This is a genomic window from Herbaspirillum sp. GW822-FHT03A08, assembly GCF_058801885.1.
The window spans coordinates 36,654-60,951 of the sequence record NZ_JBXANR010000005.1 but is presented as its reverse complement, the minus strand read 5'-3'; the positions used below and the strand labels follow the sequence as shown (position 1 = coordinate 60,951).

Sequence of the window (24,298 nt, the reverse complement as noted above, 5' to 3'; positions counted from 1 at the left end):
GAAGCCATGCGCTACCATTGCCGGTAATCGAACTCTGCACCCGGCCGCGTCGCCGCTACCTGAAAACGACGCCGCAGGAGCCACCGCCACCGCCATCGCATGACAACGAAACCATTGGTGCACCCGACTGACGACGCAACCCGGCGCCCTGCATTGCGGCTCGCGGAAACCGTCTATGAAAAACTGCGCGACGACATCTTCGCTTTCCGCCTGCTGCCCGGCGACCGCTTTGCCGAGAACGACGTCGCCGAACGCCTGCAAGTCTCCCGCACGCCGGTGCGTGAAGCGCTGATGCGGCTGCAAAGCGAAGGTCTGGTGCGCGGCTACTTTCGCAACGGCTGGGAAGTGGTGCCGATCGACTTCTCGCGCTTTGCCGCGCTCTACGACCTGCGCGAAATGATCGAGCTGCACGCGGTGCGCCGCCTCTGCGATCCGGGCAGGCCAACCTCCGCCCGCGACACGCTGCTGGCCGAAGCCAACGCCGTCTGGCGCGTGACGACCAGAAAACGCGCAAAGGACGGACTCGCCGTCGCCGCATTGGACGAGCAATTTCACCTCGCGCTGGTCGCCGCCGCCGGCAATCCGGAGACCGATGCCGTCTACCGTCAAGTCACCGAACACATCCGCATCATGCGGCGCCTGGACTTCGCCTATGGCGACTGCATCGCCGACACCTACAACGAACACGCCGCCATCCTCGACGCCATTGCCGACGGCGACGCCGCGCAGGCTGGCGCACTGGTCGAACGCCACATCAAAGACAGCCACGCCGTCGTCGAACAGATCACCATTGACCGGCTGGAACACGTCCGCACCGAGATGGCCCAGCATCCTTCGCCGGCACCCGCGCGGCGCAAACGCTTCGGCTAAAGCACACATTTAGTGCAGCTTACCGGGCGCTGACAGCCGCGCCCAGCCTGCGCTTCCTCTTGATTACCTCCCGCATCTCGCCGGACCGGGCTTGCTTTCTACGGCGTGCGCGGCGCTCCCCCGCTACGCCATGGCAATGCATGCTCAATGGCACGAATCCTGCATTCGTTCGCCGCGAATTTATGCATACATAAATTAACAATCCACCGGCAACGCGCTCCATCCCTCTTACTTCAGGAGAAAACGCATGACCACTCTGACTGAAACATCCGCCCCTGCCAGCGCGCAGGGCCTGCTCCAGAACCGCTGGTTCCAGCTGCTGATCAGCCTGATCTGCATGATGGCGATCTCCAGCCCGCAATACGTATGGACGCTGTTCACCAAACCGCTCTCGGCCAAACTCGGCGTGCCGCTGTCCGAGCTGCAGATCACCTTCTCCATGCTGATCGTGCTGCAGACTTTCTTCTCGCCGTTCCAGGGCGGATTGATCGAACGCTTCGGCGCGCGCCGCCTGATCTCCATCGGCACCGTCATGTCGGGCCTGAGCTGGGTGCTGGCGTCGCAAGCCTCCAGTATTGGTATGCTGTACCTGAGCTACGGCCTGGTCGGCGGACTCGGCACCGGTATCGTGTATGTCGGCGTGGTCGGCCAGATGGTGCGCTGGTTCCCTGACCGCCGCGGCTTTGCGGTCGGCATGGTCGCCGCCGGTTACGGCATGGGCGCGATCCTCACCACCTTCCCGATCTCATCCGCACTCGCCGGCCAGGGACTGGAAAGCACGCTGTGGCAGTTCGGCCTGATCTTCGCTGTGATCGGCGTCGTCGCCTCGCAAGCACTGCGCTCACCGGAGCCGATGACGGCGCTGCCGGCAACGCGCGTCGCGCAATCCACCGGCAACGACCTCACACCGCGCCAGATGCTGCGCACGCCGCTGTTCTGGCTGATGTTCTGCATGATGACCATGATGTCCACCTCGGGCCTGATGGTGACCTCGCAAATGGCCAGCTTCGCGCGCGACTTCGGCGTCGCCAACGTGATGGTGTTCGGCCTCGCCGCACTGCCGCTGGCGCTGACCATCGACCGTCTGACCAATGGCCTGACGCGTCCGTTCTTCGGCTGGGTATCGGATCACTTCGGCCGCGAAAACACCATGTTCTTCGCCTTCGCCCTCGAAGGCATCGCCATGGCGCTGTGGCTCATGACGCGTGAGAACGCGGTGCTGTTCGTGCTGTTGTCAGGCGTGGTGTTCTTCGGCTGGGGCGAGATCTTTTCATTGTTCCCGTCGACACTGACCGACACCTTCGGCACGCGCAACGCCACCGCCAACTACGGCTGGCTGTATATCTCGCAAGGGATAGGATCGATCCTCGGCGGACCGTTGGCTGCGCTGATGCACGAGAAGACCGGTAGCTGGCATCCTGTGTTCGGGACGGCGATTACGCTGGATATTCTGGCGGCGGTGTTGGCGTTGCTGGTGTTGAAGCCTTGGCGGAAGCGGTATTTGGCAAAAACTATCTAAATAGAAAATTATTTAATACAGTCATGACGTCCTGCCATGACTGTATTTTTTATTTCGAATACTCAAATTGATTTCAGACCATTCACTTCGCCATATAGCTTGATCAGATGATGAATAGTTAAGTCAAGAATAGGTTCATACATAAAAGAGTTGAGATGTATGTTTGAGCTAACTGTGATACTAACTTTTTCCAAAATCTGCAATGAGGGAGATGCGGAGTTCAAGGTTTTGTACTCCTTCATAAGAGAACCAAATTGACTCATAGAGTCACTCCAATATTCTGGTTCTTTTTTTATTCTACGAAGCTCATTGATCAAAAAAATTTCCGCTCGCATGCGTATCGCCATAGACAACGAAACTTTATCTTCCAAATTCAAACCATCGTGATGGTCTTTACTGCAAATTTTATCAGTCACGATAAACAAAATATCTTTGATTAACCGCTGATCGCTCGAATTGTTGATTTGCGCCGAAATTTGACCCACTTTGGCCGTATTTTTGCACGGAGAGTTGACCCACATTTACGACACAATCCTACCTAGGCATTTAGGTAGGAGTTTGGAGTGATCGACGTGGCTTTAATTGGAATTATTCGACGCTGGCACATTCGTGACCAGATTTCACTGAGAGAGATCTCTAGGCGCTTAGGCATTTCAAGAAATACCGTTAGACGGTACATACGCTCTGAAACCATAGAGCCTGTCTATGCAGACAGAAAATCGCCCAGCGCTCTTGATAAGTATGCGTTCAAGCTATCCACTTGGCTTAGAACAGAATCGACCAAATCTCGAAAGCAAAAACGCAGTCTGAAACAGATGCACGTAGATCTTTGCGCTCTGGGATATGAAGGGTCGTACGACCGTGTCGCAGCCTTTGCCAGGCGGTGGAAACTGGATCAGTTAGAGAGGGTCAATTTAGCGAGCAAAGGAACAACCTTGCCTTTTTGCTTTTCAATTTCAACCAGAAGATTGTCATATCTACTTTTACTCTCCGGATTGACAAGAATATTGGTTACAGCATTACTTTCTTCGCCGATATCAATTTCCGATTTCAAAACAAAGATCTGACTAGGCGAAATAGCTTTTCCATCTACCTCGACGAGCCACTCACTTGGCCGGTCGTATCGCTCCTCTTTGGGACTCTCTCCTCGAGAAATTTTCTCGAAAGTCTTGGAAAAAGAGGTTTTCATCAATCCATTTGGTGCATAGATTGCATAGGCTTTGGCCTTCTTGGAACGATCTGTCGGAGATGAAAAATCAAAATCGTTTTCAAACTTATGAATTCCGTAACAATGCTTAAGCTGAACGACTAACTTGTCCATATCCCATCTCCTTGAAGAAGCGTCTTGTGTAGTTATTAATCTCTTTTTATTTGGCCACTAAAGATATAAATGTGGCCACAAAAAGAAAAGGTGCGCCGCAGCGCACCCTAGTCAGGTCTCAGAGGTATGTCTCCTCCTTAATATACCCGGCGCGCAGCGTACTGCGCGCCTGAGTATCCGGTTGCCGGCTTGGCATGTTATTGATTAATGATGTGCGCCACCGCCGAGATAGGCTGCCTGGACCGCCGGGTCGTTCTGCAGTTTGTCGGCCGGGCCGTGTACGGAAATTTTGCCATTTTCCAGTACATAGCCGTAGTCGGCGACGTTCAGTGCTGCCGCGGCGAATTGTTCTACCAGCAGCATCGTAATACCCTGCTCTTTCAATCGCAAGATGATGCGGAACACCTCGTCGACCAGGATGGGCGCGAGGCCCATTGACGGTTCGTCAAGCAGGATGACTTCCGGGTTGAGCATCACGGCGCGGGCCATGGCGAGCATTTGCTGTTCGCCGCCGGACAAGGTGCCGGCCAGTTGCGTCTGACGCTCCTTGAGGCGCGGGAAAAGCTCCAGTGCGCGTTCCAGATCGTGGGCGATGTCGCCCTTGGGACGGGCGCGCGTGAAGCGCGGGAAAGCGCCCAGCAGCAGGTTGTCGGTGACGCTCATGGTGGCGAAGACGCGGCGGCCTTCGGGTGAATGGGCGAGACCGGCGCGCGCGATCCTGTGCGAGTCCTGGCCGGTGACGTCTTTGCCGCCGAGGGTGACGGTGCCGCCCTTCGGTTTGATCATGCCGGAGATGGCGCGCATGGTGGTGGTTTTGCCGGCGCCGTTGGAACCGATCAGGGTGACCACTTTGCCTTTCGGTACTTCCATGGAAATACCGTGCAGCACTTCAACCTTGCCGTAAGCGGCCTGCAAATTCGAAATCGTCAACATCTCAAGCTCCCGCGGTGGTTGGTGTGGAATCGCCGGCGCTGCCGCCGAGATAGGCTTCGATCACCTTGGGGTTGGCCTGCACTTCGGCCGGCTTGCCTTCGGCGATCTTCTGGCCGAAGTCGAGCACGGTGACGGTGTCGCAGATCGACATGACGACGTCCATGTGGTGCTCGATGAGGATGATGGTGATGCCGACATCGCGGATCTTGCGGATGATGGCGACCAGTTCCTTGATGTCGGGCGCGGTGAGACCGGCGGCCGGTTCGTCGAGCAGCAGCAGGCTTGGGTTCAGGCCCAGGGCGCGGCCGATTTCGAGCAGGCGTTGTTTGCCGTATGGCAGGTTGCGCGCTTCTTCGTTGGCGAGATCGGCGAGGCCGACGAACTCCAGAATCGCAGCGGCGCGTTCGCGTGCGGCTTTCTCTTCACGCTTGTAGCGCGGGCTATGGATGATGACGTCCGCGACGTTGCTGGTGAAGGTGTGGTGCAGGCCGACCAGGATGTTTTCTGTGGCGCTCATTTCGCCGAACAGCTGCACGTTCTGGAAGGTGCGCGCCACGCCGCCCAAAGCGATCAGCGATGGCGTCTGGCCGGTGATGGCGCGGCCGTCGTATTCGACAGCGCCGTCGGTCGGACGATAGATGCCGGTGAGGACGTTCATCATGGTGCTCTTGCCGGAACCGTTGGGGCCGATCAGGCCGTGCACGGTGCCCTTGCGCACGTCGAGGTCGACTTTGTTCAGGGCTTTGAGGCCGCCGAACTGCATCAGCACCTGATTGACCTTGAGCAGGGTTGCGCCGTCTTCCTTGACGGCGGCGGTGGTGATGACGGCTTGGGTCTTGTCGCCGGCAATTTGCTGCGCCGGCAAGGTTGACGACGGACGCTTGCTCAGCATGCGACCGAACAGGCTGCGGCAGAAGCCGACGATACCGTCTTGCAGGTAATAGACGACGAACAGCGTCATCAGGCCGAAGATGGTGAGACGCCAGTCGGTGATGTTTTCCAGCTTGTAGGAGAACGCTGCCATGAGGACGGTGGCGACCACCGGCACGAGGATCTCACGCGGGGTCTTGACCTTCTTGATCACGGAAGCGACGCCTCCGATGACGACGATCACGGCTGCGACAGTCGCGATCTGGCGGAACAGTTCGATGTCCGACAGCAGGCTCGGCAACATGACCACAATCAGCGCGCCGATGAGCGAACCGATGCGCGACTTGCGGCCGCCCATGATCACCGCCAGCAGGAACAGGATGGTCAGTTCGAAGTTGTAGGTGTTCGGCGAGATGTACTCTTCCGAATAGGCATACAAGGCGCCCGACAGACCGGCCAGTGCGGCGCTGATGATGAAGGCATAGACCTTGTAGCGGTACACCGAGACGCCCATGCAATCGGATGCGATCGGGCTGTCGCGCAACGCCTGGAAGGCGCGGCCGAGGTTGGATCGCAGGATGCGGTGAACCACGATCAGGGAGACCACCATGAGGATGGCGACGACGTAGAAGAACTCGACTTCGGTCATCTTGTCGCCGCCGATCATCGGCTTGGCGACCTTGATACCCATCGGGCCTTCGGTGAGGAAGGTCATCTCATTGATGAGGATCTGGATGATGGTGCCGAAGGCCAGCGTGACCATCGCCAGGTACGGACCGGTCACGCGCAGGGCCGGCAAGGCCAGGATGGCGCCGAACACGGCGGTGACGGCAATACTGGCAGGCACCGTCAGCAGCAGCGGCAGGCCGAGTTTGAAATACAGCACGCCGGCGGTGTACGAGCCGATGCCGAACAGACCGGCGTGGCCCAGCGAGACCTGACCGGTATAGCCGACCACGATGTCCAGACCGAACAGCAGGATGGCGTAGATCAGGATGGTTTCGACCAGATGCAGGTAGTAGGGATTGCGCACGAAAAGAGGTAACACCGCGAGCGCGGCGACACCGAGGAGCGAGAGAATGAGGATTTTCTTGTTCATGTTCATCAGACCTTTTTGATCGCAGTTTTGCCGAACAGGCCTGCAGGTTTGACCGCCAGCACCAGCAGGAGCAGCAGCAGCCCTGGGACTTCCTTGTAGCCGGTCGAGATGTAGAAGCCGGTGACGGTTTCAGCGATGCCGAGGATCAGGCCGCCGACGATGGCGCCCATGCCCGAGGTCAGGCCGCCGATAATCGCGACCGCAAATGCCTTAAGGCCGAGCGCGGCGCCCATGGTCGCACCGGTCAATGTCAGCGGCGCCACCAGCACGCCGGCGAAGGCTGCGGTTGCGGAGGACAGTGCGTAGGAGAATGTGATCACCACACTGGTATTGATGCCCATCAGGCCGGCGGCGTCACGGTCGTTGGACGTCGCGACCACGGCCTTGCCGTAGATCGATTTGCGGTTGAACAGCTCGACCGCGAGCATGATGGCCAATGCGCCGACCACGACCAGCACTTGCATCGGCTGTACGTTGGCGCCGAAGATCTGGAACGGGGAGCCGGACAGTGGGCTCGGGAAAGGCAGGTCGTCTTTGCCCCAGATGTTTTCTGCGACGTTCTTGAAGATGATCGCCAGCGCGATGGTCGACATGATCCAGCCGAATTCGGACTTGATCTTGATCGCCGGACGTACGCCGATCCATTCGACGAACATGCCTTGCAATGCGCCGAAGACCAGCACGATCGGGATCATCAGCCAGTAGTTGAGATAGGGGCCGCCGTGTATGTTGCCGACGACGCTGAGACCGACCAGCGAGCCCAGCATGAGCGCCTCGCCCTGGCCGAAGTTCAGTGTGCCGGAGGTGGCGAAGGTCAATTGATAACCGAATGCGATCACCGCGTAGATCATGCCTAGCGCGATGCCGCTGAAAACCAGCTGTAACAGAATATCCATTATTTCTACCCAAGAAGCGGCTGCCATTGAATGGCGGGTTGAGTTTGCCGGGACTTTTAGCGCAAGCAGGAAAATGAAGAATGAGGTACGGACAAATGAGCCAGGGTTATGCCTTGCGCCCTGCTCTTTCGGCCACCTTGCAGACGCCGGTCACCACGGCTTGTAGCCGGTGGATGCACGCTCGTCGCTGCGACATTTCCGTCATTTCCGATACAAGTTAAAAAATCGTCAACAGACTCTGCGAAAAAGGCCAGTCCCCGGATCGCAAGGACTGGCCTTTATGCTTTAACGACGAATTACACTGTCGTCAGATTTTATTTGCCGAGTACAACGCGGCCGTTTTTGACTTCGCCCATGACGACCATGTTCGGCTTGATGGCCTCATGATCGTCGCGAGTGAACGGCTTGTTGTACGTGGTGACAACACCTTCAATCTTGGTGTTCAGGCTTTCCAGCGCGCCACGGACTTTGTCGCCGTCGGTGCTGCCCGCTTGCTTGATCGCAGCTGCCAGCAGCAAGATCGAGTCGTAGCCTTGGGCTGCGGAAACAGCCGATGGCATGCGGTCAACCTTGTAAGCCTTTTGGTAGGCTTCGATGAAGGCCTTGCGCTTTGGCGTGTCGCCGTCCTGGATGAAGGTTTGCGGCATGCGTGCGCCGTTGCCGTTCTTGCCGGAGTTGTCGATGAAGTTACCCATCGACAGCGGCCAGCTGCCGATGATAGGCACGTGCCAGTTCAGCTTTTCCATGCCGTTGGCGATCTGCGCCAGTTCAGGACCGATGCCGTAGGTGAGCACGACTTGCGCGCCGCCTTGCTTGGACTTCAGCAACTGGGCAGTCATGTCGACGTCTTTGAGATTGTATTTTTCGATGGCGACAGGAGTGATCTTTTTAGCAGCCAGCGCTTTTTCCAGATCTTCACGTCCCAATTGACCGTAGTTGGTCGAATCGGCCAGAATCGCGACCTTGGTGTACTTTTGCTTGTCGATGGCTTCGTCAGCCAGCATCTTGGCCTGGATTGCGTCGTTGGCCGAAGTGCGGAAGATGTAATTGTCTTTGTCTTTTTCGAACTGCTTGGTGACCACGGAACCGGTGGCGACATTGGTGATCACGGGGATCTTGGCTTCCTGATAGAAACGCTGCGAAGCCAGTGCGACGCCGGTGTTGGCGTAACCAACAGTAGCGACGACTTTTTCCTTGTTGATCATCTCTTGTGCAATCTGCACGCCGCGCTCGTTTTTGGCTTCGTCGTCGCGTTCAACGATCTGCACCTGACGGCCCAGCAGGCCGCCGCTGGCGTTGATTTCTGCCACGGCCAGCTTGACGCCGTCGCGCATGGAGACGCCCATCGGCGCGGAACCGCCGGTGAACGGGCCAGATACGCCGATCTTGATCGGATCAGCTGCCTGGCTGGAAAGGGAAAGGCTCAGCAGTGCTGCTGCAACCAAAGCTTGGGTCTTGTATGACATTTGTCTTCCTCCTGGTGTAATTATCTTGGTTGGCCATCTTTATGTGGTCTAACTCAATTCTTGCCGGGCCGTCAGTTGTTCTGCGTTGTTCTGAGGCACCGTTATCGTCGCTGATTCTGTCCCATCTACCTTTCTCGAAACTTACAACTTCGTCAGGATCTGACGAATGCTGTCAGGCAACGGGACCGATTTTTCTTCTTTGAAATTAACCCACACGATCTTGGCTCCGCCCTCAGCATAGATGATTTCCGGCTGATCTACACGTCGGATCTCATAGGTAGTTTCCACACTCGAGCGGCCCGGTTCCACAGCATACATGCGGATCTCGATGTCTGCCGGGTACTTGAGCTGGCGCCGGAAGGTGCACTGGGCGTTGACGATCACCGGGCCCAGACCGTCTTCCACCATGCCTCCGATGGCGAACTCCAGCCATTCGATACGGGTCTGCTCCATGTAGCGGAAATAGACGGTGTTGTTGACGTGGCCGAAGGCGTCCATGTCGCCCCAGCGGATCTTCATGGTGGAGGTGTGAATCAGGATCTTGTCGGACATCGGTAGTGCCTTTCTTCGTAAGCATCAATCTTGGTCGATCTTGCTCATGTGATTGTTGAATTTATTTCATCCGGCGATGTAGCGTTTCACATCGCGAACGCATTTCCACACAAGAACAAGGGAATTGGCAAAAATCAAATAAAATGCCTAGCGTCGCGAACATATTTTGCGGATGAGACTAGCATTCTCTCGCAAAATACTGAACAATAGCACGATCGTTCGCAAATATTCCAACCAAAACTATACGGGACACTCCATGACTCAAACTCAAGACTTGCTCGCGCAATACGGTCCGCGCGAAGCGATGGAATACGACGTCGTCGTTGTGGGCGGCGGCCCGGCCGGACTGTCCTCGGCCATCCGCATCAAACAACTGGCCGCCGAAGCCGGCAAGGAAGTCTCGGTCTGCGTGCTGGAAAAAGGCAGCGAAGTCGGCGCTCACATTCTCTCCGGCGCGGTCATGGATCCGCAGGCGATCACCGAATTGTTTCCCAACTGGAAAGAACTCGGCGCCCCACTCAATACGGAAGTGACCGAAGACCGCTTTCTTTTTCTAAGCGCCAGCAAGGCATACAAGACTCCGTCCTGGATGCTGCCAGCTTGTTTCCAGAATCACGGCAACTACGTCATCTCGCTGGCCAACGTCGTACGCTGGCTGGGCCAGCAGGCTGAAGCGCTGGGCGTGGAAGTCTTCCCCGGCTTTGCCGCGGCGGAAATCCTGTACAACGACGACGGCTCCGTCAAGGGCGTCGCCACCGGCAATATGGGCGTGGATCGCCACGGCGAGCCGACCGGTGCTTTCCAGCTGGGCATGGAGCTGCATGCGAAATACACCTTCTTCGCCGAAGGCGCGCGCGGCCATCTGGGCAAACAACTGATCGCCAAGTACAAGCTCGACGCCGGCAAGGATCCGCAGACTTACGCCATCGGCATCAAGGAAATCTGGGAAATCGATCCGAAGATGCATAAGCCCGGTCTGGTGGTGCACACCGCCGGCTGGCCGCTGGATAGCGGCACGTACGGCGGCTCCTTCCTGTATCACCTGGAAAATAATCAGGTCGCTGTCGGTTATGTCGTCGGTCTGGCGTACGAGAATCCTTATCTGTCTCCGTACGAAGAATTTCAGCGTTACAAGACACATCCGGAAATCCGCAAGTTCTTTGAAGGCGGCAAACGTCTGGCATACGGCGCACGCGCGATCACGGCCGGCGGTTTGCAATCGCTCCCGAAACTGACCTTCCCGGGCGGTGCGCTGATCGGCTGCGATGCGGGCTTCCTGAATGCGTCGCGCATCAAGGGCAGCCATGCGGCCATCAAGACCGGCATGCTGGCCGCAGAAGCTGTTTTTGAGGCCTTGGGCAATGATCGCCAGTACGATGAGCTGACGGCGTACAGCGCGGCGTTTGAGAAGTCCTGGCTGCATGAAGAACTGTACAAGGCGCGCAACTTCAAGCCGTCGATGAGCAAAGGCCTGTACACCGGCACGCTGCTGGTCGGCATCGATCAGGTGCTGTTCGGCGGCAAGGCGCCGTGGACCCTGCATCATTCGCATGCAGACCACGAATGCCTGAAGCCGGCCGCGGACTTCTCGCCGATTGCGTATCCGAAGCCGGACGGCAAACTGACCTTTGATCGCCTGTCGTCGGTGTTCATCTCCAACACGAACCATGCGGAAGACCAACCGATTCACCTGACGCTGAAAGATGCGTCGGTGCCGGTCGGGGTCAATCTGGCGAAATATGCCGGGCCGGAAGCGCGCTACTGCCCAGCGGGAGTGTATGAGTTCGTGAAGAACGACGACAATACCGATCGCTTACAGATCAACGCCCAGAACTGCGTGCACTGCAAGACCTGCGACATCAAGGATCCGACGCAGAACATCGTGTGGGTGACGCCGGAAGGCGGCGGCGGACCGAATTATTCGAATATGTAATTTCGGCTGCGGCAGTGTTTCAAAAATTCGTGAAAAACAAAACGGCGCTTCCTCAAACGAAGCGCCGTTTTTGTTTCGACCTCGCCCTTGTCGCATTGATGCAATGACGCGCCCTGCGATGCCGACGAATATCCTTTAGTATGGGCTCTCCCATAAGACCATCTTACGAGGACTATAAAAATGATCCGGAGACTTGCCTCAGGCTTCATCGCCCCGCTGTCGTTGTCACTATCGCTGCTTTCACTGCTGCCTTCCGCCCTGCTTTGCTCCACCGCCCGGGCAGCGGACTATCCCGGTTATCGTCAGGCTGACTGGATTGCACCGAGCTTCACCTTTCACACCGGCGAAACGCTGAACAATTTCAAACTGCATTACGCCACCGCCGGCGACCCGGCCAATCCGGCGGTACTGCTGCTGCACGGCACCTATCGCAGCGGCGCCGACATGGTCGGCAAGGACTTTGCCGGCGAGATGCTCGGCGCAGGGCAAGCGCTCGACGCCAGCAAGTATTTCCTCATCATGCCGGACGCCATCGGCGTCGGAAAATCCGCCAAACCGTCCGACGGCCTGCGCGCTAAATTCCCGCAATACAATTACGCCGATATGGTGCTGGCGCAGTACCGCCTGGTGACGGAAGGCCTGGGTATCAAACACTTGCGCCTGGTCATGGGCAATTCCATGGGCGGCATGCAGACGTGGATGTGGGGCGAAATGTATCCGACGATGATGGACGGGCTGGTGCCGATGGCGTCGCAGCCGATCGAGATGGCGAGCCGCAACTGGATGATGCGGCGCATGCTGGTGGAATCGATCAAGCAGGATCCGGCATGGAACGGCGGCAATTACACCGCACAACCGCCGTCGCTACGCCTTGCCAATACCATGTTCGGCATTGCCACTGCCGGCGGCACCCTCGCCTACCAGGCGCTGGCGCCGACGCGCGCGCAGGCCGACAAGATCGTCGACGATCGCTTGAACGCGCCGGTAACGGCCGACGCCAACGATTTCATCTATCAGTGGGGATCCTCTGCCGATTTCAATGCGATGCCGAATCTGACGCGCATACAGGCGCCGGTGCTGGCGATCAATTCTGCCGACGACGAGCGCAATCCACCAGAAACCGGCACTATGGTCGCGGCCTTGAAGCAACTGAAGAATGCCGAGTTATATCTGATCTCGGCGAGTGCAGAAACACGCGGGCATGGAACGACGAGCTTTTCGAAGTTCTATGCGCAGCAAGTTGGCGCATTTCTGAAAACGCTGCCGCAACGTTAGCCTCAAACCAGGAGTGCAAGGCGAGGTCCCCAAGTAAAAAAGGCTTCGATACCTATCGAAGCCTTTTTCTTTTATTCTGAGAAATCGCCTGCCAGTCAGACGCCCGGCAAGGTCCATTGTCCGTTGATGATTTTCTCCAGCCAGAAGGCGCCTATCACCGTCTTGACGTCGGTTACCTTGCCCTGGCGGATTTGCTCCAGCAATTCGGAAAGCGGCGCCTTGTAGATATCGAGGAACTCGCCTTCGTCCAGCTTGCGCTCACCGGCAGTGAGACCGCGCGCAAGATAGATGTCCAGATGCTCGTCCGAATAGGCGATGGCGTTGTGGATGGTGCAGACGAATTGCCAGTCGGTGGCGGTGTAGCCGGTTTCTTCCTGCAGCTCGCGCTTGGCGCATTCCAGATGATCTTCGCCCGGATCGATCTTCCCGGCTGGGAATTCAATGAATACCTGATCGAGAGGATAACGGAATTGCTTTTCCAGCAATACCGAGCCATCTTCAAACAATGGCAGAATCACAACGGCGCCAGGATGTTTGATGTACTCACGCACACTCTGCTTGCCGTCCGGCAGCAGAATCTTGTCGCACTGGACGTTGAGAAAATGGCCTTCGTAGGCTAGCTCGCCGTCTATCTTGCTTTCTTTGAGATGAGTATCCATACGGGACCGGTATGCAGTGATTGTGAATGAAAGAATCAAATACTGCGCCGCATGCCTGCGCGCAGTTCAGCGCGGACGTTTCAGCATCGCGTCCAGAACTGGCTAAGCGTGGCTCTTGCGCAGGTAGCGCACCACATAACCCGGATACGCCAACACCAGAAACAGACACGCGGTGATGGCATAAAATTCCCAGCCCTGCGCAAATGCATTACCGATGCTCGCTTCGAAGAAACGGGCAATGGCACCAACGAGGAAGTACAGAACGATGAGTTCAAGCAGTCGCACCCATACCGGCTTGCGGTATGCGGCGGACTTGCTCAGAGGGATCAGCGCGAACAACTGCTGATTAAAGAAAGGCAGGTTGGCGGCCAGGACCGCCAACAGGATGACACACCAGCTCAGTAGAGAAACATTCACCGGTAGATTCGCTTAGGCTGCGATGACTTTGCTCAGGAATGTCGCCAGCGTCGTGACGATTGCGTTGGTGCACGCATCCATCAGATGACCAGGCCACAGACCGATGACCAGTGCTGCCAGACCGTTCAGGCTCAGCGCGACACGAACGTCGAAACTTGCGGTGATCTTGCCACTGTCGGCAGGCTCATCGAAGTACATGTTCTTGATAACGCGCAGGTAGTAGAACGCACCAACCAGCGAGAACACGACTGCCAGCACGGCCAGCCAGATCTGGCCTGTACCCAGCACCGCTTGCAACACCGACAGCTTGGCGTAGAAGCCGACCATCGGAGGAATACCTGCCAGCGAGAACATCAGGATCAGCATGATCGCGGCAAACCAAGGGCTGCGTTGATTCAGGCCCTTGAAGTCGTCCAGCGTGTCGGCTTCAAAACCGGAACGCGCCATCAGCAGAATCACGCCGAAGGTGCCCAGCGTTGTCAGAACATAGGTAATTGCGTAGAACAGCGACGAGCTGTAGGCATTGACGGCCTGGAACAGGTTGCCGTCAACCACGCCCGACATCATGCCCAGCAACATGAAGCCCATGTGCGAGATGGTCGAGTAAGCCAGCATGCGCTTGATGTTGGTTTGCGCAATCGCCGTCACGTTACCGATGATGATGGACAAGACTGCCAGCACCATGAGCATTTGCTGCCAGTCGATTGCCAGGGGCAGCAGGCCTTCCACCAGCAGGCGGAACACCATGGCGAACGCAGCCAGCTTCGGCGCGCCGCCGATCAGCAGTGTCATTGGTGTCGGTGCGCCGTGATAAACGTCAGGGACCCACATGTGGAAAGGAACAGCACCCAGCTTGAACGCCAGGCCTGCGACCACGAAGACGATACCGAACACCAGCACGTTGCGGTCAACGGTACCGGACACGATGGCGCGGAAGACGTCGTTCAATTCCAGCGAACCGGTCGCGCCATACAGCATGGAGATACCGTAGAGCAGGAAACCGGAAGCCAGTGCACCGAGGATGAAGTACTTCATCGCCGCTTCAGTCGAGCCGACATTGTCGCGGCGCAGAGCGATCAGCGCATACAGCGACAGCGACATCAGTTCCAGACCGAGATAAATCGACAGGAAGCTGTTACCGGAGATCATGACCATCTGACCCAGCAGCGAGAACAGCGCCAGCGCGTAGAACTCGCCGCCCAGATGACCGCCGCCGACGATGGCGCGGTCGCTGTTGTATTGACGGGCGTAGATCAGCGTCAGGCCGATGGCCAGGTAGGAGAACAGCTTCAGCAGGCTGGACAACGGGTCCGAAACGAACATGTTGCTGAAGGTGTAGACCGTCTCTCCGCTTGCGTAGTTGGTGAAGGTCAACACTGCGCAGACCACCAGCGCCAACAATGACAGCAGGTAGGTGATGACGCGTTTTGCATCCGGCAAAAACATATCGATCAGCAGAATTGCGGAAGTCGCAATCAGCAGAAATATTTCCGGATAGACAGGGATCAGATTCATGTTGTTCATTTAGTTACCGCTTATTTTCGTCCGCGTATTTTGTCCGCTTACCGTTGCCGCCGTTTTCAGCCGTGCGAAACATGTGACCGGCTTATATCGAAACGTCGTACCGAATTGCTGCATGGTGTCGGCGCAGCACAGCAAGGCAACGCTGTGGCTGTGCCGACACTTCTTACTTAATTAATCTTGGATACCGCTACATGCTTGAGCAGGTCCGACACCGAAGTCTGCATGGTGTCGGTCACCGGCGCCGGGTACAGACCCATCACCAATACTGCGATTGCCAGCAAACCAAGGATGAAGAATTCGCGCTTGTTGACGTCGGTCAGTTCTTCAACATGATGATTGGTCACCGCGCCGAAGATCACGCGCTTGGTCAGCCACAGCGAGTAAGCCGCACCCAGAATCAGAGCAGTCGCGGACAACAGGCCGATCCAGAAGTTGAACTTGACGGCACCCAGGATAACCATGAATTCGCCGACGAAACCGGATGTCGCAGGCAGACCGCAGTTAGCCAGCGAGAACAGGATGAAGAAGGCTGCAAAGCGCGGCATCTTGTTGACCACACCGCCGTATTGCGCGATTTCACGGGTATGCATGCGGTCGTACAGCACACCGATCGACATAAACATTGCGCCCGACACGAAGCCGTGGGAAATCATCTGGGCAATACCGCCCTGCACTGCCATGTCGTTGAACATGAAGAAGCCCAGCGTGACGAAGCCCATGTGAGCAATCGACGAGTACGCCACCAGTTTCTTCATATCCTGCTGAACCAGCGCAACCAGACCGATGTAGATGACGGCGATCAGCGACAAGGTGATCATGAAACCGGACAGCGCGTGGCTGGCATCAGGGGCGATCGGCAGCGAGAAACGCAGGAAGCCGTACGCGCCCAGCTTCAGCATGATTGCCGCCAGCACGATGGAACCACCGGTAGGCGCTTCCACGTGAGCGTCAGGCAACCATGTGTGCACCGGCCACATCGGCACCTTGACTGCGAAGGCCATCAGGAATGCGAAGAACAGCAGTTTTTGCTCCAGCATCGACAACGGCAGTTGATGCCATGTCGGGATCTCGAAGCTGCCACCGGACACGATGTACAGATAGATCAAGGCGATCAGCATCAGCAGCGAGCCGAGCAAGGTGTACAGGAAGAACTTGAACGCTGCGTACACGCGGTTCGCTCCGCCCCACACACCCACGATGATGAACATCGGGATCAACGTCGCTTCGAAGAACACGTAGAACAGCATGCCGTCGAGCGCTGAGAACACGCCGATCATCAAACCGGACAAGATCAGGAAGGCCCCCATGTATTGGCCGACGCGCTTCTGGATCACTTCCCAGCCGGCCAGCACCACGATGACCGTGATGAAAGCGGTCAGCGGGATGAACCACAGCGACAGACCGTCGATACCGAGGAAATAGCTGATGTTGAAACGGTCGATCCAAGGCGTCTTTTCAACGAACTGGTAGCCATGCGCAGCCGCATCGAAATGCAGGACCAGCGGGATGGTGACCAGCAGGCTGACGACGGCGCCGAGCAAGGCCAGCCAGCGCGCGATGGATGGATTTTCGTCACGGCCCACTGCCAGGACGAGCACGCCAAACGCGACCGGACACCAGATCGCAAGGCTAAGGAGAGGAAAAGTTGACTGCATCATGGTTGTTATTTACTTTACTCCGCCAACTTATTTGGCAAACGGAAACGGCATGAACCAAACCAGGAAACCCAGTACCCCAATAATCATCACGAAAGCGTAATGGTAGATGTAACCGGATTGCCACAGGCGCGTGACTTTCGAGAACCAGTTGACGACCTTGGCGCTGCCGTTGACGATCAGACCGTCAATCAGGCCCTTGTCGCCGATAGTCCACAGGCCGGTGCCCAACAAGCGTGCGCCACCGGCAAACACGACTTCATTGAACTTGTCCATGTAGTACTTGTTGTCCAGGATGGTGTAGATCACGCTGAACTTTTCCTTGAACCAGGCCGGAACGCGCGGGTTGACCATGTAGAAGTAGTAAGCCACGATAACACCGGCAATTGCCAGCCACAGCGGCGCGGATGTCAGCGAGTGCACAGCCATCGCGACAGGGCCATGGAATTCTTCCGCCAGCTCTTCAATTGCCTTGTGGTTTTCACCGATGAAAATCACGTTCTTGAAGAAATCTCCGAAGATCATAGGCGAGATTGCCAGGAAACCGATAATGACCGACGGGATCGCCAGCAGGATCAGCGGCAGCGTCACAACCAGCGGCGACTCGTGCGGCTTCTGCCCCGGGGCCAGACCGTGATGTTCATGATCGTCATGAGCGTGGTCATCGTGTGCACCATGCGTGCCGTGAGCGTCATGGCCGTGATCATCGTGGGCGCCATGTGCAGCGACGGGAGCATGATGATCATCGTGGCCGTGTGCGTCTGCCTTGCCAAAACGCTCTTCACCGTGGAACACCATGAAGTACATGCGGAAGGAGTAGAACGCGGTCACAAAGACGCTGGCCAGCACGGCAAAGTAGGCAAAACCGGAGCCTGGCAGATGCGATGCGGCAGCCGCTTCGATGATGCTGTCCTTCGAGTAGAAACCGGAGAAGAACGGTGTACCGATCAGCGCCATCGAACCCAGCAGCGAAGTGATCCAGGTAATTGGCATGTACTTGCGCAGGCCGCCCATGTTGCGCATGTCCTGATCATGGTGCATACCGATGATGACCGAGCCTGCACCAAGGAACAGCAAGGCCTTGAAGAATGCGTGCGTCATCAGGTGGAACACTGCGACCGAGTAGGCCGAAGCGCCCAGTGCGACAGTCATGTAACCCAGTTGCGACAGAGTCGAATACGCAACAACGCGCTTGATGTCGGTTTGCATCGTGCCGAGGAAACCCATGAACAGTGCAGTAATTGCACCGATCACCAGAATCACGGACAAGGCGGTATCGGACAGTTCAAACAGCGGCGACATGCGCGACACCATGAAGATGCCGGCAGTAACCATCGTTGCAGCGTGAATCAGTGCGGAAATCGGGGTCGGACCTTCCATCGAGTCCGGCAGCCAGACGTGCAGCGGGAACTGCGCCGACTTACCCATCGCGCCGACGAACAGGCAGATACATGCCACTGTCAGCAACATCCAGTCAGTGCCAGGCAATGTCAGTTGCGCCAGCTCGCCGCGCTTGGCGAACACTTCGCCGTAGTTCATGGAACCGGCATAAGCCAGCAACAGGCCGATACCGAGGATAAAGCCGAAGTCGCCGACGCGGTTGACCAGGAAGGCCTTCATGTTGGCCTTGATCGCGGTCGGACGGGTGTACCAGAAACCGATCAGCAGGTAAGAAACCAGACCCACCGCTTCCCAACCGAAGAACAGTTGCAGGAAGTTGTTGCTCATGACGAGCATCAGCATCGAGAACGTGAACAGCGAGATGTACGAGAAGAAGCGATTGTAGCCGTCGTCATCTTTCATGTAGCCGATGGTGTAGATGTGCACCATCAGGGACACGAAGGTCACCACGCACATCATCATCGCCGTCAGGCTGTCGATCAGGAAGCCCACTTCCAGCTTCAGGCCGGCAACGGTCATCCAGGTGTACAGCGTGCCGTTGTAGGTTGCGCCGTCGATCACCGCCAATAAGGTCTGGACGGAAATGATCAGTGCAATCAATACGCCGAGTATGGTTGCCGTGTGCGACACCTTGCGGCCAACTACATTGCCGAAGAATTTCGTACCGAGCAGGCCTGCGATCGCAGAACCGGCCAACGGCGCCAGTGGTACGGCTAAAAGAAGATGTGGGTTAAGTTGCCCCGCCATGATGAACCTTATCGCTATTTGGGTTCTCTTCGAATCACGAGGACTCTCGGAGAACACCCATCTTTAAATGAAATTTAAATTCAATCTACATGCACTGCGAAATGCATTAATGCTGTACTGCGCGCTTATCCCTTGAGTGTGTCCAGGTCTTCCACGTTGATGGTGTCCAGATTACGGAACAGCACCACCAGAATAGCCAGACCGATTGCGGACTCAGCAGCAGCGACGGTCAGAATGAAAAACACGAAGATCTGTCCTGCTGCGTCGCCAAGATAATGCGAAAAAGCAATGAAGTTCATATTCACCGCCAGCAACATCAACTCGATTGCCATGAGCAGCACGATGATGTTCTTGCGATTCAGAAAAATACCGACGATCGAGATCGCGAACAGGATCGCGCCGAGGATCAGGTAATGCGAGAGCGAAAGAGTCATGATTGCACCGCTCCTTAAGATTGTTGTTCCGCACCGGATGCCTGAGCATCGTCGCCGGTGTTGCGGGTAGATTCAGACTTCATCTTGACCAGGCGCACACGATCGGTGCTCTTGACCTTGACGGCATCAGCCGGAGAGAAGTATTTGCTGTCCTTGCGACGGCGCAGTGTCAGCGCAACAGCGGCGACAATCGCAACCAGCAGGATCACTGCAGCAACTTCAAACGCGTAGACGTATTCGGTGTAGATCAGCATACCCAGCGCCTTGGTGCCGCCGATGGTATTTGCCGCAGCCGGAACTTGTGCTTCCGGAGCCCAGAAGCTGCGCAGCAGAACTGCAGCCATTTCCAGCACGATGACCACGCCGATGGTTGCCGCCAGCGGGAAGTAACCCCAGAATCCCTCTCGCATCTTGTCGAGATTAATATCCAGCATCATCACCACGAACAGGAACAGCACCATCACCGCCCCGACATACACCAGCACCAGCACGATGGCGAGGAATTCCGCCTTCAGCAACATCCAGATACCGGCCGCCGAGAAAAACGCCAGCACGAGAAACAGGGCCGCATGCACCGGATTGCGGGCCGTGATAACGCGTAATGCAGCGAGCACGAGGATCACTGAAAACGCATAGAACAAGACAGTTTTAAATTCCATAATCAACCAAAAAGTTGGCTAAACCAGTATCAGATCATTCGATCGCCTGCCCCATCGGCCAGACCACCCAACAAACTTCAGACCCGATCATCTCAGCGGCACGCAACAACTAACAAACCGGCATGCCGTCCCGAACTCAATTAACGATACGCAGCGTCTGCCGTACGTGCAGCAGCAATTTCATTTTCGTAACGATCACCAACGGCCAGCAGCATTTCCTTGGTGTAGTACAGGTCGCCACGCTTTTCACCGTGATATTCGAGAATATGTGTTTCGACGATGGAATCGACCGGGCAGGATTCTTCGCAGAAACCGCAGAAAATGCACTTGGTCAGATCGATGTCGTAACGTGTGGTGCGACGCGAACCGTCATCACGCTGCTCCGATTCAATCGTGATCGCCATTGCCGGGCAGACCGCTTCGCACAGTTTGCAGGCGATGCAACGCTCTTCACCGTTCGGGTAGCGACGCAGAGCGTGCAGACCGCGGAAACGCGGCGACTGCGGCGTCTTCTCTTCCGGGAATTGAATCGTGATCTTGCGCGCAAACAGATAGCGGCCTGTCAGGGCCAGGCCCTTGAACAGCTCCCGCAGCAGCAGGCTGTTGAAAAAATCTTTAATAGCTTCCATGCTTCTCACCTCAGCCTTTATCCATTACTTCCAAATATTCCACGAGGTCTGCATCCAGGTCGCAACGATCACCAGATACACCAGCGTCAGCGGAATGAACACTTTCCAGCCCAGACGCATGATCTGGTCATAGCGGTAGCGCGGGAACGATGCACGCACCCAGACGAACAGCGACACCACCAGGAACGTCTTGATACCGAGCCAGATCCAGCCTGGGATGAAGTCCAGGAAACTGACCGGCGATGCCCAGCCGCCCAGGAACAGCAGCGACGCCAGTATGGAAATCAGCCACATGTTGGCGTATTCAGCCAGGAAGAACATGGCGAATGACATACCCGAGTATTCAATCATGTGACCGGCAACGATTTCCGACTCGCCTTCAACCACGTCAAATGGATGGCGGTTGGTTTCAGCGATACCCGAAATCACGTAGATCACGAAAATCGGCAGCAGCGACAGCCAGTTCCACGACAGGAAACCCAGACCGTGCGAAGCAAAGTAACCCTTGCCCTGGCTGGTGACGATGTCGATCATGTTCAGGCTGCCGGAAACCATCAGCACCACGACCAGGCAGAAGCCCATCGAGATTTCGTAGGACACCATCTGCGCCGATGCACGCATCGCACCGAGGAAAGCGTACTTCGAGTTGGATGCCCAGCCGGCGATGATGACGCCGTAGACTTCCATCGAGGTGATCGCCATCACGAACAGCAGACCGGCATTTACGTTTGCGATCACCGACTCAGGTCCGAAAGGAATTACAGCCCATGCAGCCACCGCTGGCATGATGGTCATGATCGGCGCGATGAAGAACAGGACCTTGTTGGCGCGCGACGGTGTCGTGACTTCCTTGAAGATCAGTTTCAGCGCATCGGCGATAGGCTGCAGCAAACCTGCAGGCCCCACGCGGTTAGGGCCGAGACGGATGTGCATCCAGCCGATCAGCTTGCGTTCCCAGTAAGTCAGGTAGGCCACGCTTACCAGCAGCGGGATCAATACGGCCAGAATCTTCAACAGACTCCAGACGAAAGTCCACACGTACGGCCATGCCGTCCCCAGATAGTTGGGGCCAACTGCATTGATATTGGCAATCAGTTGATCCATTACGCTTTCTCCACAACGATTGCGCCGAACATGCTGCCCAGATTAGCGGTGCTTGCATGGGCTGCCGCCACACGCACGACGTTTTCCGGCAATGTCTTGTCGATACCGGCAGTCAGCAATGCGCTGCCCTGCCCTTGCTTGACGCTTACGCGGTCGCCAGCTGCGATCCCCAGCTTTTGCGACAATGCTGTCGACAACCATGCCTTCGGCGCCTGGCCGTCTTGCGTTTGCAACAACGCCGGCGAACGGCGTGCGATCGCATCGGCAAAGTGAATAGGTACATCGGCAACACGTTCCAGCGCGCCGTTTGCAGCACCGTTGGATGCTTGCAGACCCAGCTTGGAAACGTTGTTCAGACGCGCCGCCAGATCGGTTTCGGCACCGATGACTTCGCCGCGGATAGCCTCGGATGTTTCGTAATCGAAGTTGGTCAGACCCAGCAGGTTGCCCAATACGCGCAGAACCTTCCATGCCGGACGTGCGTCACCCAATGGCTTGACTGTGCCGTTGAAGCTTTGTGCACGGCCTTCGGCATTGACGAAGGTACCGGATGTTTCGGTGAACGGTGCGATCGGCAGCAAGACGTCGGCGTAATCTGCGCCATGCTTGTAAGCGGACATCACAACAACCATCTCAGCTTGCTTCAATGCTGCAGTCGCTGCTTGCGGATCGTAGCTGTCGAGTTCAGGTTCGGCGTTCAGCAGCAGGTATGCCTTGCGCGGTTGCGCGAAGACTTGCAGCGCGTTGGCGCCGTCTTTGCCCGGAATCGCGTTGGCCAGATAACCGCCGACGGTGTTGCCGCCTTCAGTCAGATAACCGAACTTGGCACCTGTTTGCTCAGCGATCCATTGCGCCGCAGCGTGCAGTTGCGATGCTTGCGGATGTTGTGCAGCGGCGTTACCCAGCAGAACTGCCTTGGATTCGCCGGACAGCAGGCTGGCGGCAGTTTGCTTGGCAGCTTGCGACGCTTCCACGCCGTCGAAACCGGCTGGCGCAGCGACACCCTTGGCTTGCGCCACGGCGGCAACAACTTCACCCAGTGCGGACAACCATGCCGACGGTGCCGCGATAATTTTGTTGGCAATCGGCATCAGCAGATCGTCGTCGGTCGCGTGCAGAATGCTGACCTTGGCGCCGCTCTTGACTGCCTGACGCAGACGCGCGGTCAGCAGCGGATGATCCTTGCGGAGGAAAGAGCCGATGATGAAAGCGCGGTTCAATTGCGAGAACTCGACGATCGACATGCCCAGCCAAGGATTAACTTGATGGTCCAGTGCGAAGTCGGACTGACGCAGACGGAAATCGATATTTTCCGAACCCATGCCGCGCACAACTTTTTGCAGCAATGTCAGTTCTTCCAGCGTCGAGTACGGTGTACCCAATGCTGCAATGGCGCTGGCGCCGTGTTCGTGACGAATATTGCGCAGACCGTGTGCGACATATTCCAGCGCAACTTGCCATTCGACTTCCTGCCACTTGCCGTCTTGCTTGAGCATCGGCTTGGTCAGACGCTCTTCGCTATCCAGCGCTTCGTAGGCGAAGCGGTCTTTATCGGAGATCCAGCATTCATTGACTTCTTCGTTTTCCAGCGGCAGAACGCGCATGACCTTGCCGCCCTTGACCTGAACGATCAGGTTGGAACCGAGGCTGTCGTGCGGGCTGACCGATTTGCGGCGCGACAATTCCCAGGTACGCGCAGCGTAGCGGAACGGCTTGGATGTCAGCGCGCCGACCGGGCACAGATCGATCATGTTGCCGGACAGTTCGGAATTGACGGTGTTGCCGACGAAAGTTGTGATTTCGGAGTGCTCGCCGCGGCCCAGCATGCCCAGTTCCATGACGCCGGCGACTTCCTGGCCGAAACGTACGCAACGTGTGCAGTGGATGCAACGATTCATTTCCTTCATGGAGATCAGCGGGCCGACGTCCTTTGGAGGAACGACGCGCTTCTCTTCTTCGTAACGCGACACCGAACCGCCGTAACCGACAGCCAGATCCTGCAACTGGCACTCGCCGCCCTGATCGCAGATCGGGCAGTCCAGCGGGTGATTGATCAGCAGGAATTCCATGACGCCTTTTTGCGCCTTGACTGCCTTGTCGCTCGCTGTACGGACGATCATGCCGGCGGTCACCGGTGTGGCGCAAGCCGGCAACGGCTTCGGCGCCTTCTCCACGTCGACCAGACACATGCGGCAGTTAGCCGCAATGGATAATTTTTTGTGATAGCAAAAATGAGGAATGTAAGTGCCGACTTTGTTGGCAGCATCCATAACCATGCTGCCTTCTTGCACTTCAACTTTTTTGCCGTCTATTTCGATTTCAACCATGGCTTTTT

At 56.8% G+C, this 24,298-nt stretch carries 21 protein-coding genes and 1 pseudogene; 5 read left to right on the top strand and 17 right to left on the bottom strand.

Going from position 1 to position 24,298, the window contains the following annotated elements; genetic code table 11:
• Positions 1–99: 99 nt before the first annotated feature.
• Positions 100–870 (top strand): GntR family transcriptional regulator, encoded by a 771-nt coding sequence (locus AC1RN6_RS16425; RefSeq protein ID WP_493006509.1) that lies wholly within the window; start codon positions 100–102, stop codon positions 868–870.
• A 247-nt stretch (positions 871–1,117) separates the two neighbouring features.
• Positions 1,118–2,389 (top strand): oxalate/formate MFS antiporter, encoded by a 1,272-nt coding sequence (oxlT, locus tag AC1RN6_RS16420; RefSeq protein WP_493006507.1) that lies wholly within the window; start codon positions 1,118–1,120, stop codon positions 2,387–2,389.
• A gap of 62 nt (positions 2,390–2,451) precedes the next feature.
• Here the strand turns inward: oxlT and AC1RN6_RS16415 are convergent, their stop codons facing one another.
• Positions 2,452–2,910: a hypothetical protein gene (locus AC1RN6_RS16415; RefSeq protein WP_493006506.1), complete on the bottom strand. Its 459-nt coding sequence runs from the start codon at positions 2,908–2,910 to the stop codon at positions 2,452–2,454.
• A 42-nt stretch (positions 2,911–2,952) separates the two neighbouring features.
• On the opposite strand from AC1RN6_RS16415, the pseudogene AC1RN6_RS16410 reads away from it, so the two are divergent.
• A pseudogene (locus AC1RN6_RS16410) lies at positions 2,953–3,342 on the top strand (winged helix-turn-helix transcriptional regulator); the annotation flags it as partial.
• Here AC1RN6_RS16410 and AC1RN6_RS16405 read toward each other — a convergent pair.
• From AC1RN6_RS16405 to AC1RN6_RS16380, 6 genes are all read right to left on the bottom strand, one after another.
• On the bottom strand, positions 3,285–3,710 hold the full coding sequence (locus tag AC1RN6_RS16405; protein WP_493006943.1) for a hypothetical protein: 426 nt from the start codon (positions 3,708–3,710) through the stop codon (positions 3,285–3,287). The pseudogene AC1RN6_RS16410 and the gene AC1RN6_RS16405 overlap by 58 nt on opposite strands.
• A gap of 204 nt (positions 3,711–3,914) precedes the next feature.
• The gene (locus AC1RN6_RS16400; protein ID WP_493006505.1) at positions 3,915–4,643 is read right to left on the bottom strand and encodes an ABC transporter ATP-binding protein; all 729 of its coding nucleotides are present in this window, start codon (positions 4,641–4,643) and stop codon (positions 3,915–3,917) included.
• A 1-nt stretch (position 4,644) separates the two neighbouring features.
• Positions 4,645–6,612, bottom strand: a complete 1,968-nt coding sequence (locus AC1RN6_RS16395; protein ID WP_493006504.1) for a branched-chain amino acid ABC transporter ATP-binding protein/permease — start codon at positions 6,610–6,612, stop codon at positions 4,645–4,647.
• Positions 6,613–6,617: 5 nt separating this feature from the next.
• Complete coding sequence (locus AC1RN6_RS16390; protein ID WP_493006503.1) at positions 6,618–7,508, bottom strand: branched-chain amino acid ABC transporter permease; 891 nt, start codon at positions 7,506–7,508, stop codon at positions 6,618–6,620.
• Positions 7,509–7,822: 314 nt separating this feature from the next.
• Complete coding sequence (locus tag AC1RN6_RS16385) at positions 7,823–8,974, bottom strand: ABC transporter substrate-binding protein (RefSeq protein WP_493006502.1); 1,152 nt, start codon at positions 8,972–8,974, stop codon at positions 7,823–7,825.
• 141 nt (positions 8,975–9,115) lie between these two features.
• Positions 9,116–9,526, bottom strand: a complete 411-nt coding sequence (locus tag AC1RN6_RS16380; protein ID WP_493006501.1) for an acyl-CoA thioesterase — start codon at positions 9,524–9,526, stop codon at positions 9,116–9,118.
• A gap of 256 nt (positions 9,527–9,782) precedes the next feature.
• Between AC1RN6_RS16380 and AC1RN6_RS16375 the strand changes: the two genes are divergently transcribed.
• Positions 9,783–11,459 carry an electron transfer flavoprotein-ubiquinone oxidoreductase gene (locus tag AC1RN6_RS16375; RefSeq protein WP_493006500.1) on the top strand — a complete coding sequence of 559 codons (1,677 nt, stop codon included), beginning with the start codon at positions 9,783–9,785 and terminating at the stop codon, positions 11,457–11,459.
• Between the two features lie 180 nt (positions 11,460–11,639).
• Positions 11,640–12,734 (top strand): alpha/beta fold hydrolase, encoded by a 1,095-nt coding sequence (locus tag AC1RN6_RS16370; RefSeq protein WP_493006499.1) that lies wholly within the window; start codon positions 11,640–11,642, stop codon positions 12,732–12,734.
• Positions 12,735–12,829: 95 nt separating this feature from the next.
• On the opposite strand, the gene AC1RN6_RS16365 is transcribed toward AC1RN6_RS16370, so the two are convergent.
• From AC1RN6_RS16365 to nuoG, 10 genes are all read right to left on the bottom strand, one after another.
• A complete protein-coding gene (locus AC1RN6_RS16365; RefSeq protein ID WP_493006498.1) occupies positions 12,830–13,393 on the bottom strand; it encodes an NUDIX domain-containing protein in 564 nt (187 codons plus the stop codon).
• Positions 13,394–13,495: 102 nt separating this feature from the next.
• Complete coding sequence (locus tag AC1RN6_RS16360; RefSeq protein ID WP_493006497.1) at positions 13,496–13,810, bottom strand: DUF2818 family protein; 315 nt, start codon at positions 13,808–13,810, stop codon at positions 13,496–13,498.
• 12 nt (positions 13,811–13,822) lie between these two features.
• On the bottom strand, positions 13,823–15,334 hold the full coding sequence (gene nuoN / locus AC1RN6_RS16355; RefSeq protein WP_493006496.1) for an NADH-quinone oxidoreductase subunit NuoN: 1,512 nt from the start codon (positions 15,332–15,334) through the stop codon (positions 13,823–13,825).
• A gap of 167 nt (positions 15,335–15,501) precedes the next feature.
• Complete coding sequence (locus AC1RN6_RS16350) at positions 15,502–16,992, bottom strand: NADH-quinone oxidoreductase subunit M (RefSeq protein WP_493006495.1); 1,491 nt, start codon at positions 16,990–16,992, stop codon at positions 15,502–15,504.
• A 27-nt stretch (positions 16,993–17,019) separates the two neighbouring features.
• Positions 17,020–19,137: an NADH-quinone oxidoreductase subunit L gene (nuoL, locus tag AC1RN6_RS16345; protein WP_493006494.1), complete on the bottom strand. Its 2,118-nt coding sequence runs from the start codon at positions 19,135–19,137 to the stop codon at positions 17,020–17,022.
• Positions 19,138–19,262: 125 nt separating this feature from the next.
• Positions 19,263–19,571, bottom strand: a complete 309-nt coding sequence (gene nuoK / locus AC1RN6_RS16340) for an NADH-quinone oxidoreductase subunit NuoK (protein ID WP_050477751.1) — start codon at positions 19,569–19,571, stop codon at positions 19,263–19,265.
• Between the two features lie 14 nt (positions 19,572–19,585).
• Positions 19,586–20,230, bottom strand: a complete 645-nt coding sequence (locus tag AC1RN6_RS16335) for an NADH-quinone oxidoreductase subunit J (protein ID WP_493006493.1) — start codon at positions 20,228–20,230, stop codon at positions 19,586–19,588.
• A 140-nt stretch (positions 20,231–20,370) separates the two neighbouring features.
• On the bottom strand, positions 20,371–20,859 hold the full coding sequence (nuoI, locus tag AC1RN6_RS16330) for an NADH-quinone oxidoreductase subunit NuoI (protein WP_050477753.1): 489 nt from the start codon (positions 20,857–20,859) through the stop codon (positions 20,371–20,373).
• Between the two features lie 24 nt (positions 20,860–20,883).
• Positions 20,884–21,963 carry an NADH-quinone oxidoreductase subunit NuoH gene (gene nuoH / locus AC1RN6_RS16325; RefSeq protein WP_493006492.1) on the bottom strand — a complete coding sequence of 360 codons (1,080 nt, stop codon included), beginning with the start codon at positions 21,961–21,963 and terminating at the stop codon, positions 20,884–20,886.
• Entirely contained in the window at positions 21,963–24,290 is a 2,328-nt protein-coding gene (gene nuoG / locus AC1RN6_RS16320; protein ID WP_493006491.1) for an NADH-quinone oxidoreductase subunit NuoG, read from the bottom strand. Before nuoG ends, nuoH begins: the two co-directional genes overlap by 1 nt.
• Positions 24,291–24,298: the final 8 nt, after the last annotated feature.

What these genes read in the sequence shown, in the direction of transcription:
- AC1RN6_RS16395 (WP_493006504.1), bottom strand. Translation starts at nt 6,612, where the DNA reads ATGAACAAGAAAATCCTCATTCTCTCGCTCCTCGGTGTCGCCGCGCTC.
- AC1RN6_RS16415 (WP_493006506.1), bottom strand. Translation starts at nt 2,910, where the DNA reads ATGTGGGTCAACTCTCCGTGCAAAAATACGGCCAAAGTGGGTCAAATT.
- nuoI (WP_050477753.1), bottom strand. Translation starts at nt 20,859, where the DNA reads ATGGAAGCTATTAAAGATTTTTTCAACAGCCTGCTGCTGCGGGAGCTG.
- AC1RN6_RS16365 (WP_493006498.1), bottom strand. Translation starts at nt 13,393, where the DNA reads ATGGATACTCATCTCAAAGAAAGCAAGATAGACGGCGAGCTAGCCTAC.
- AC1RN6_RS16370 (WP_493006499.1), top strand. Translation starts at nt 11,640, where the DNA reads ATGATCCGGAGACTTGCCTCAGGCTTCATCGCCCCGCTGTCGTTGTCA.
- nuoH (WP_493006492.1), bottom strand. Translation starts at nt 21,963, where the DNA reads ATGGATCAACTGATTGCCAATATCAATGCAGTTGGCCCCAACTATCTG.
- nuoG (WP_493006491.1), bottom strand. Translation starts at nt 24,290, where the DNA reads ATGGTTGAAATCGAAATAGACGGCAAAAAAGTTGAAGTGCAAGAAGGC.
- nuoK (WP_050477751.1), bottom strand. Translation starts at nt 19,571, where the DNA reads ATGACTCTTTCGCTCTCGCATTACCTGATCCTCGGCGCGATCCTGTTC.
- AC1RN6_RS16375 (WP_493006500.1), top strand. Translation starts at nt 9,783, where the DNA reads ATGACTCAAACTCAAGACTTGCTCGCGCAATACGGTCCGCGCGAAGCG.
- oxlT (WP_493006507.1), top strand. Translation starts at nt 1,118, where the DNA reads ATGACCACTCTGACTGAAACATCCGCCCCTGCCAGCGCGCAGGGCCTG.
- AC1RN6_RS16350 (WP_493006495.1), bottom strand. Translation starts at nt 16,992, where the DNA reads ATGATGCAGTCAACTTTTCCTCTCCTTAGCCTTGCGATCTGGTGTCCG.
- AC1RN6_RS16405 (WP_493006943.1), bottom strand. Translation starts at nt 3,710, where the DNA reads ATGGACAAGTTAGTCGTTCAGCTTAAGCATTGTTACGGAATTCATAAG.
- AC1RN6_RS16335 (WP_493006493.1), bottom strand. Translation starts at nt 20,230, where the DNA reads ATGGAATTTAAAACTGTCTTGTTCTATGCGTTTTCAGTGATCCTCGTG.
- AC1RN6_RS16400 (WP_493006505.1), bottom strand. Translation starts at nt 4,643, where the DNA reads ATGTTGACGATTTCGAATTTGCAGGCCGCTTACGGCAAGGTTGAAGTG.
- nuoL (WP_493006494.1), bottom strand. Translation starts at nt 19,137, where the DNA reads ATGGCGGGGCAACTTAACCCACATCTTCTTTTAGCCGTACCACTGGCG.
- AC1RN6_RS16390 (WP_493006503.1), bottom strand. Translation starts at nt 7,508, where the DNA reads ATGGATATTCTGTTACAGCTGGTTTTCAGCGGCATCGCGCTAGGCATG.
- AC1RN6_RS16425 (WP_493006509.1), top strand. Translation starts at nt 100, where the DNA reads ATGACAACGAAACCATTGGTGCACCCGACTGACGACGCAACCCGGCGC.
- AC1RN6_RS16385 (WP_493006502.1), bottom strand. Translation starts at nt 8,974, where the DNA reads ATGTCATACAAGACCCAAGCTTTGGTTGCAGCAGCACTGCTGAGCCTT.
- nuoN (WP_493006496.1), bottom strand. Translation starts at nt 15,334, where the DNA reads ATGAACAACATGAATCTGATCCCTGTCTATCCGGAAATATTTCTGCTG.
- AC1RN6_RS16380 (WP_493006501.1), bottom strand. Translation starts at nt 9,526, where the DNA reads ATGTCCGACAAGATCCTGATTCACACCTCCACCATGAAGATCCGCTGG.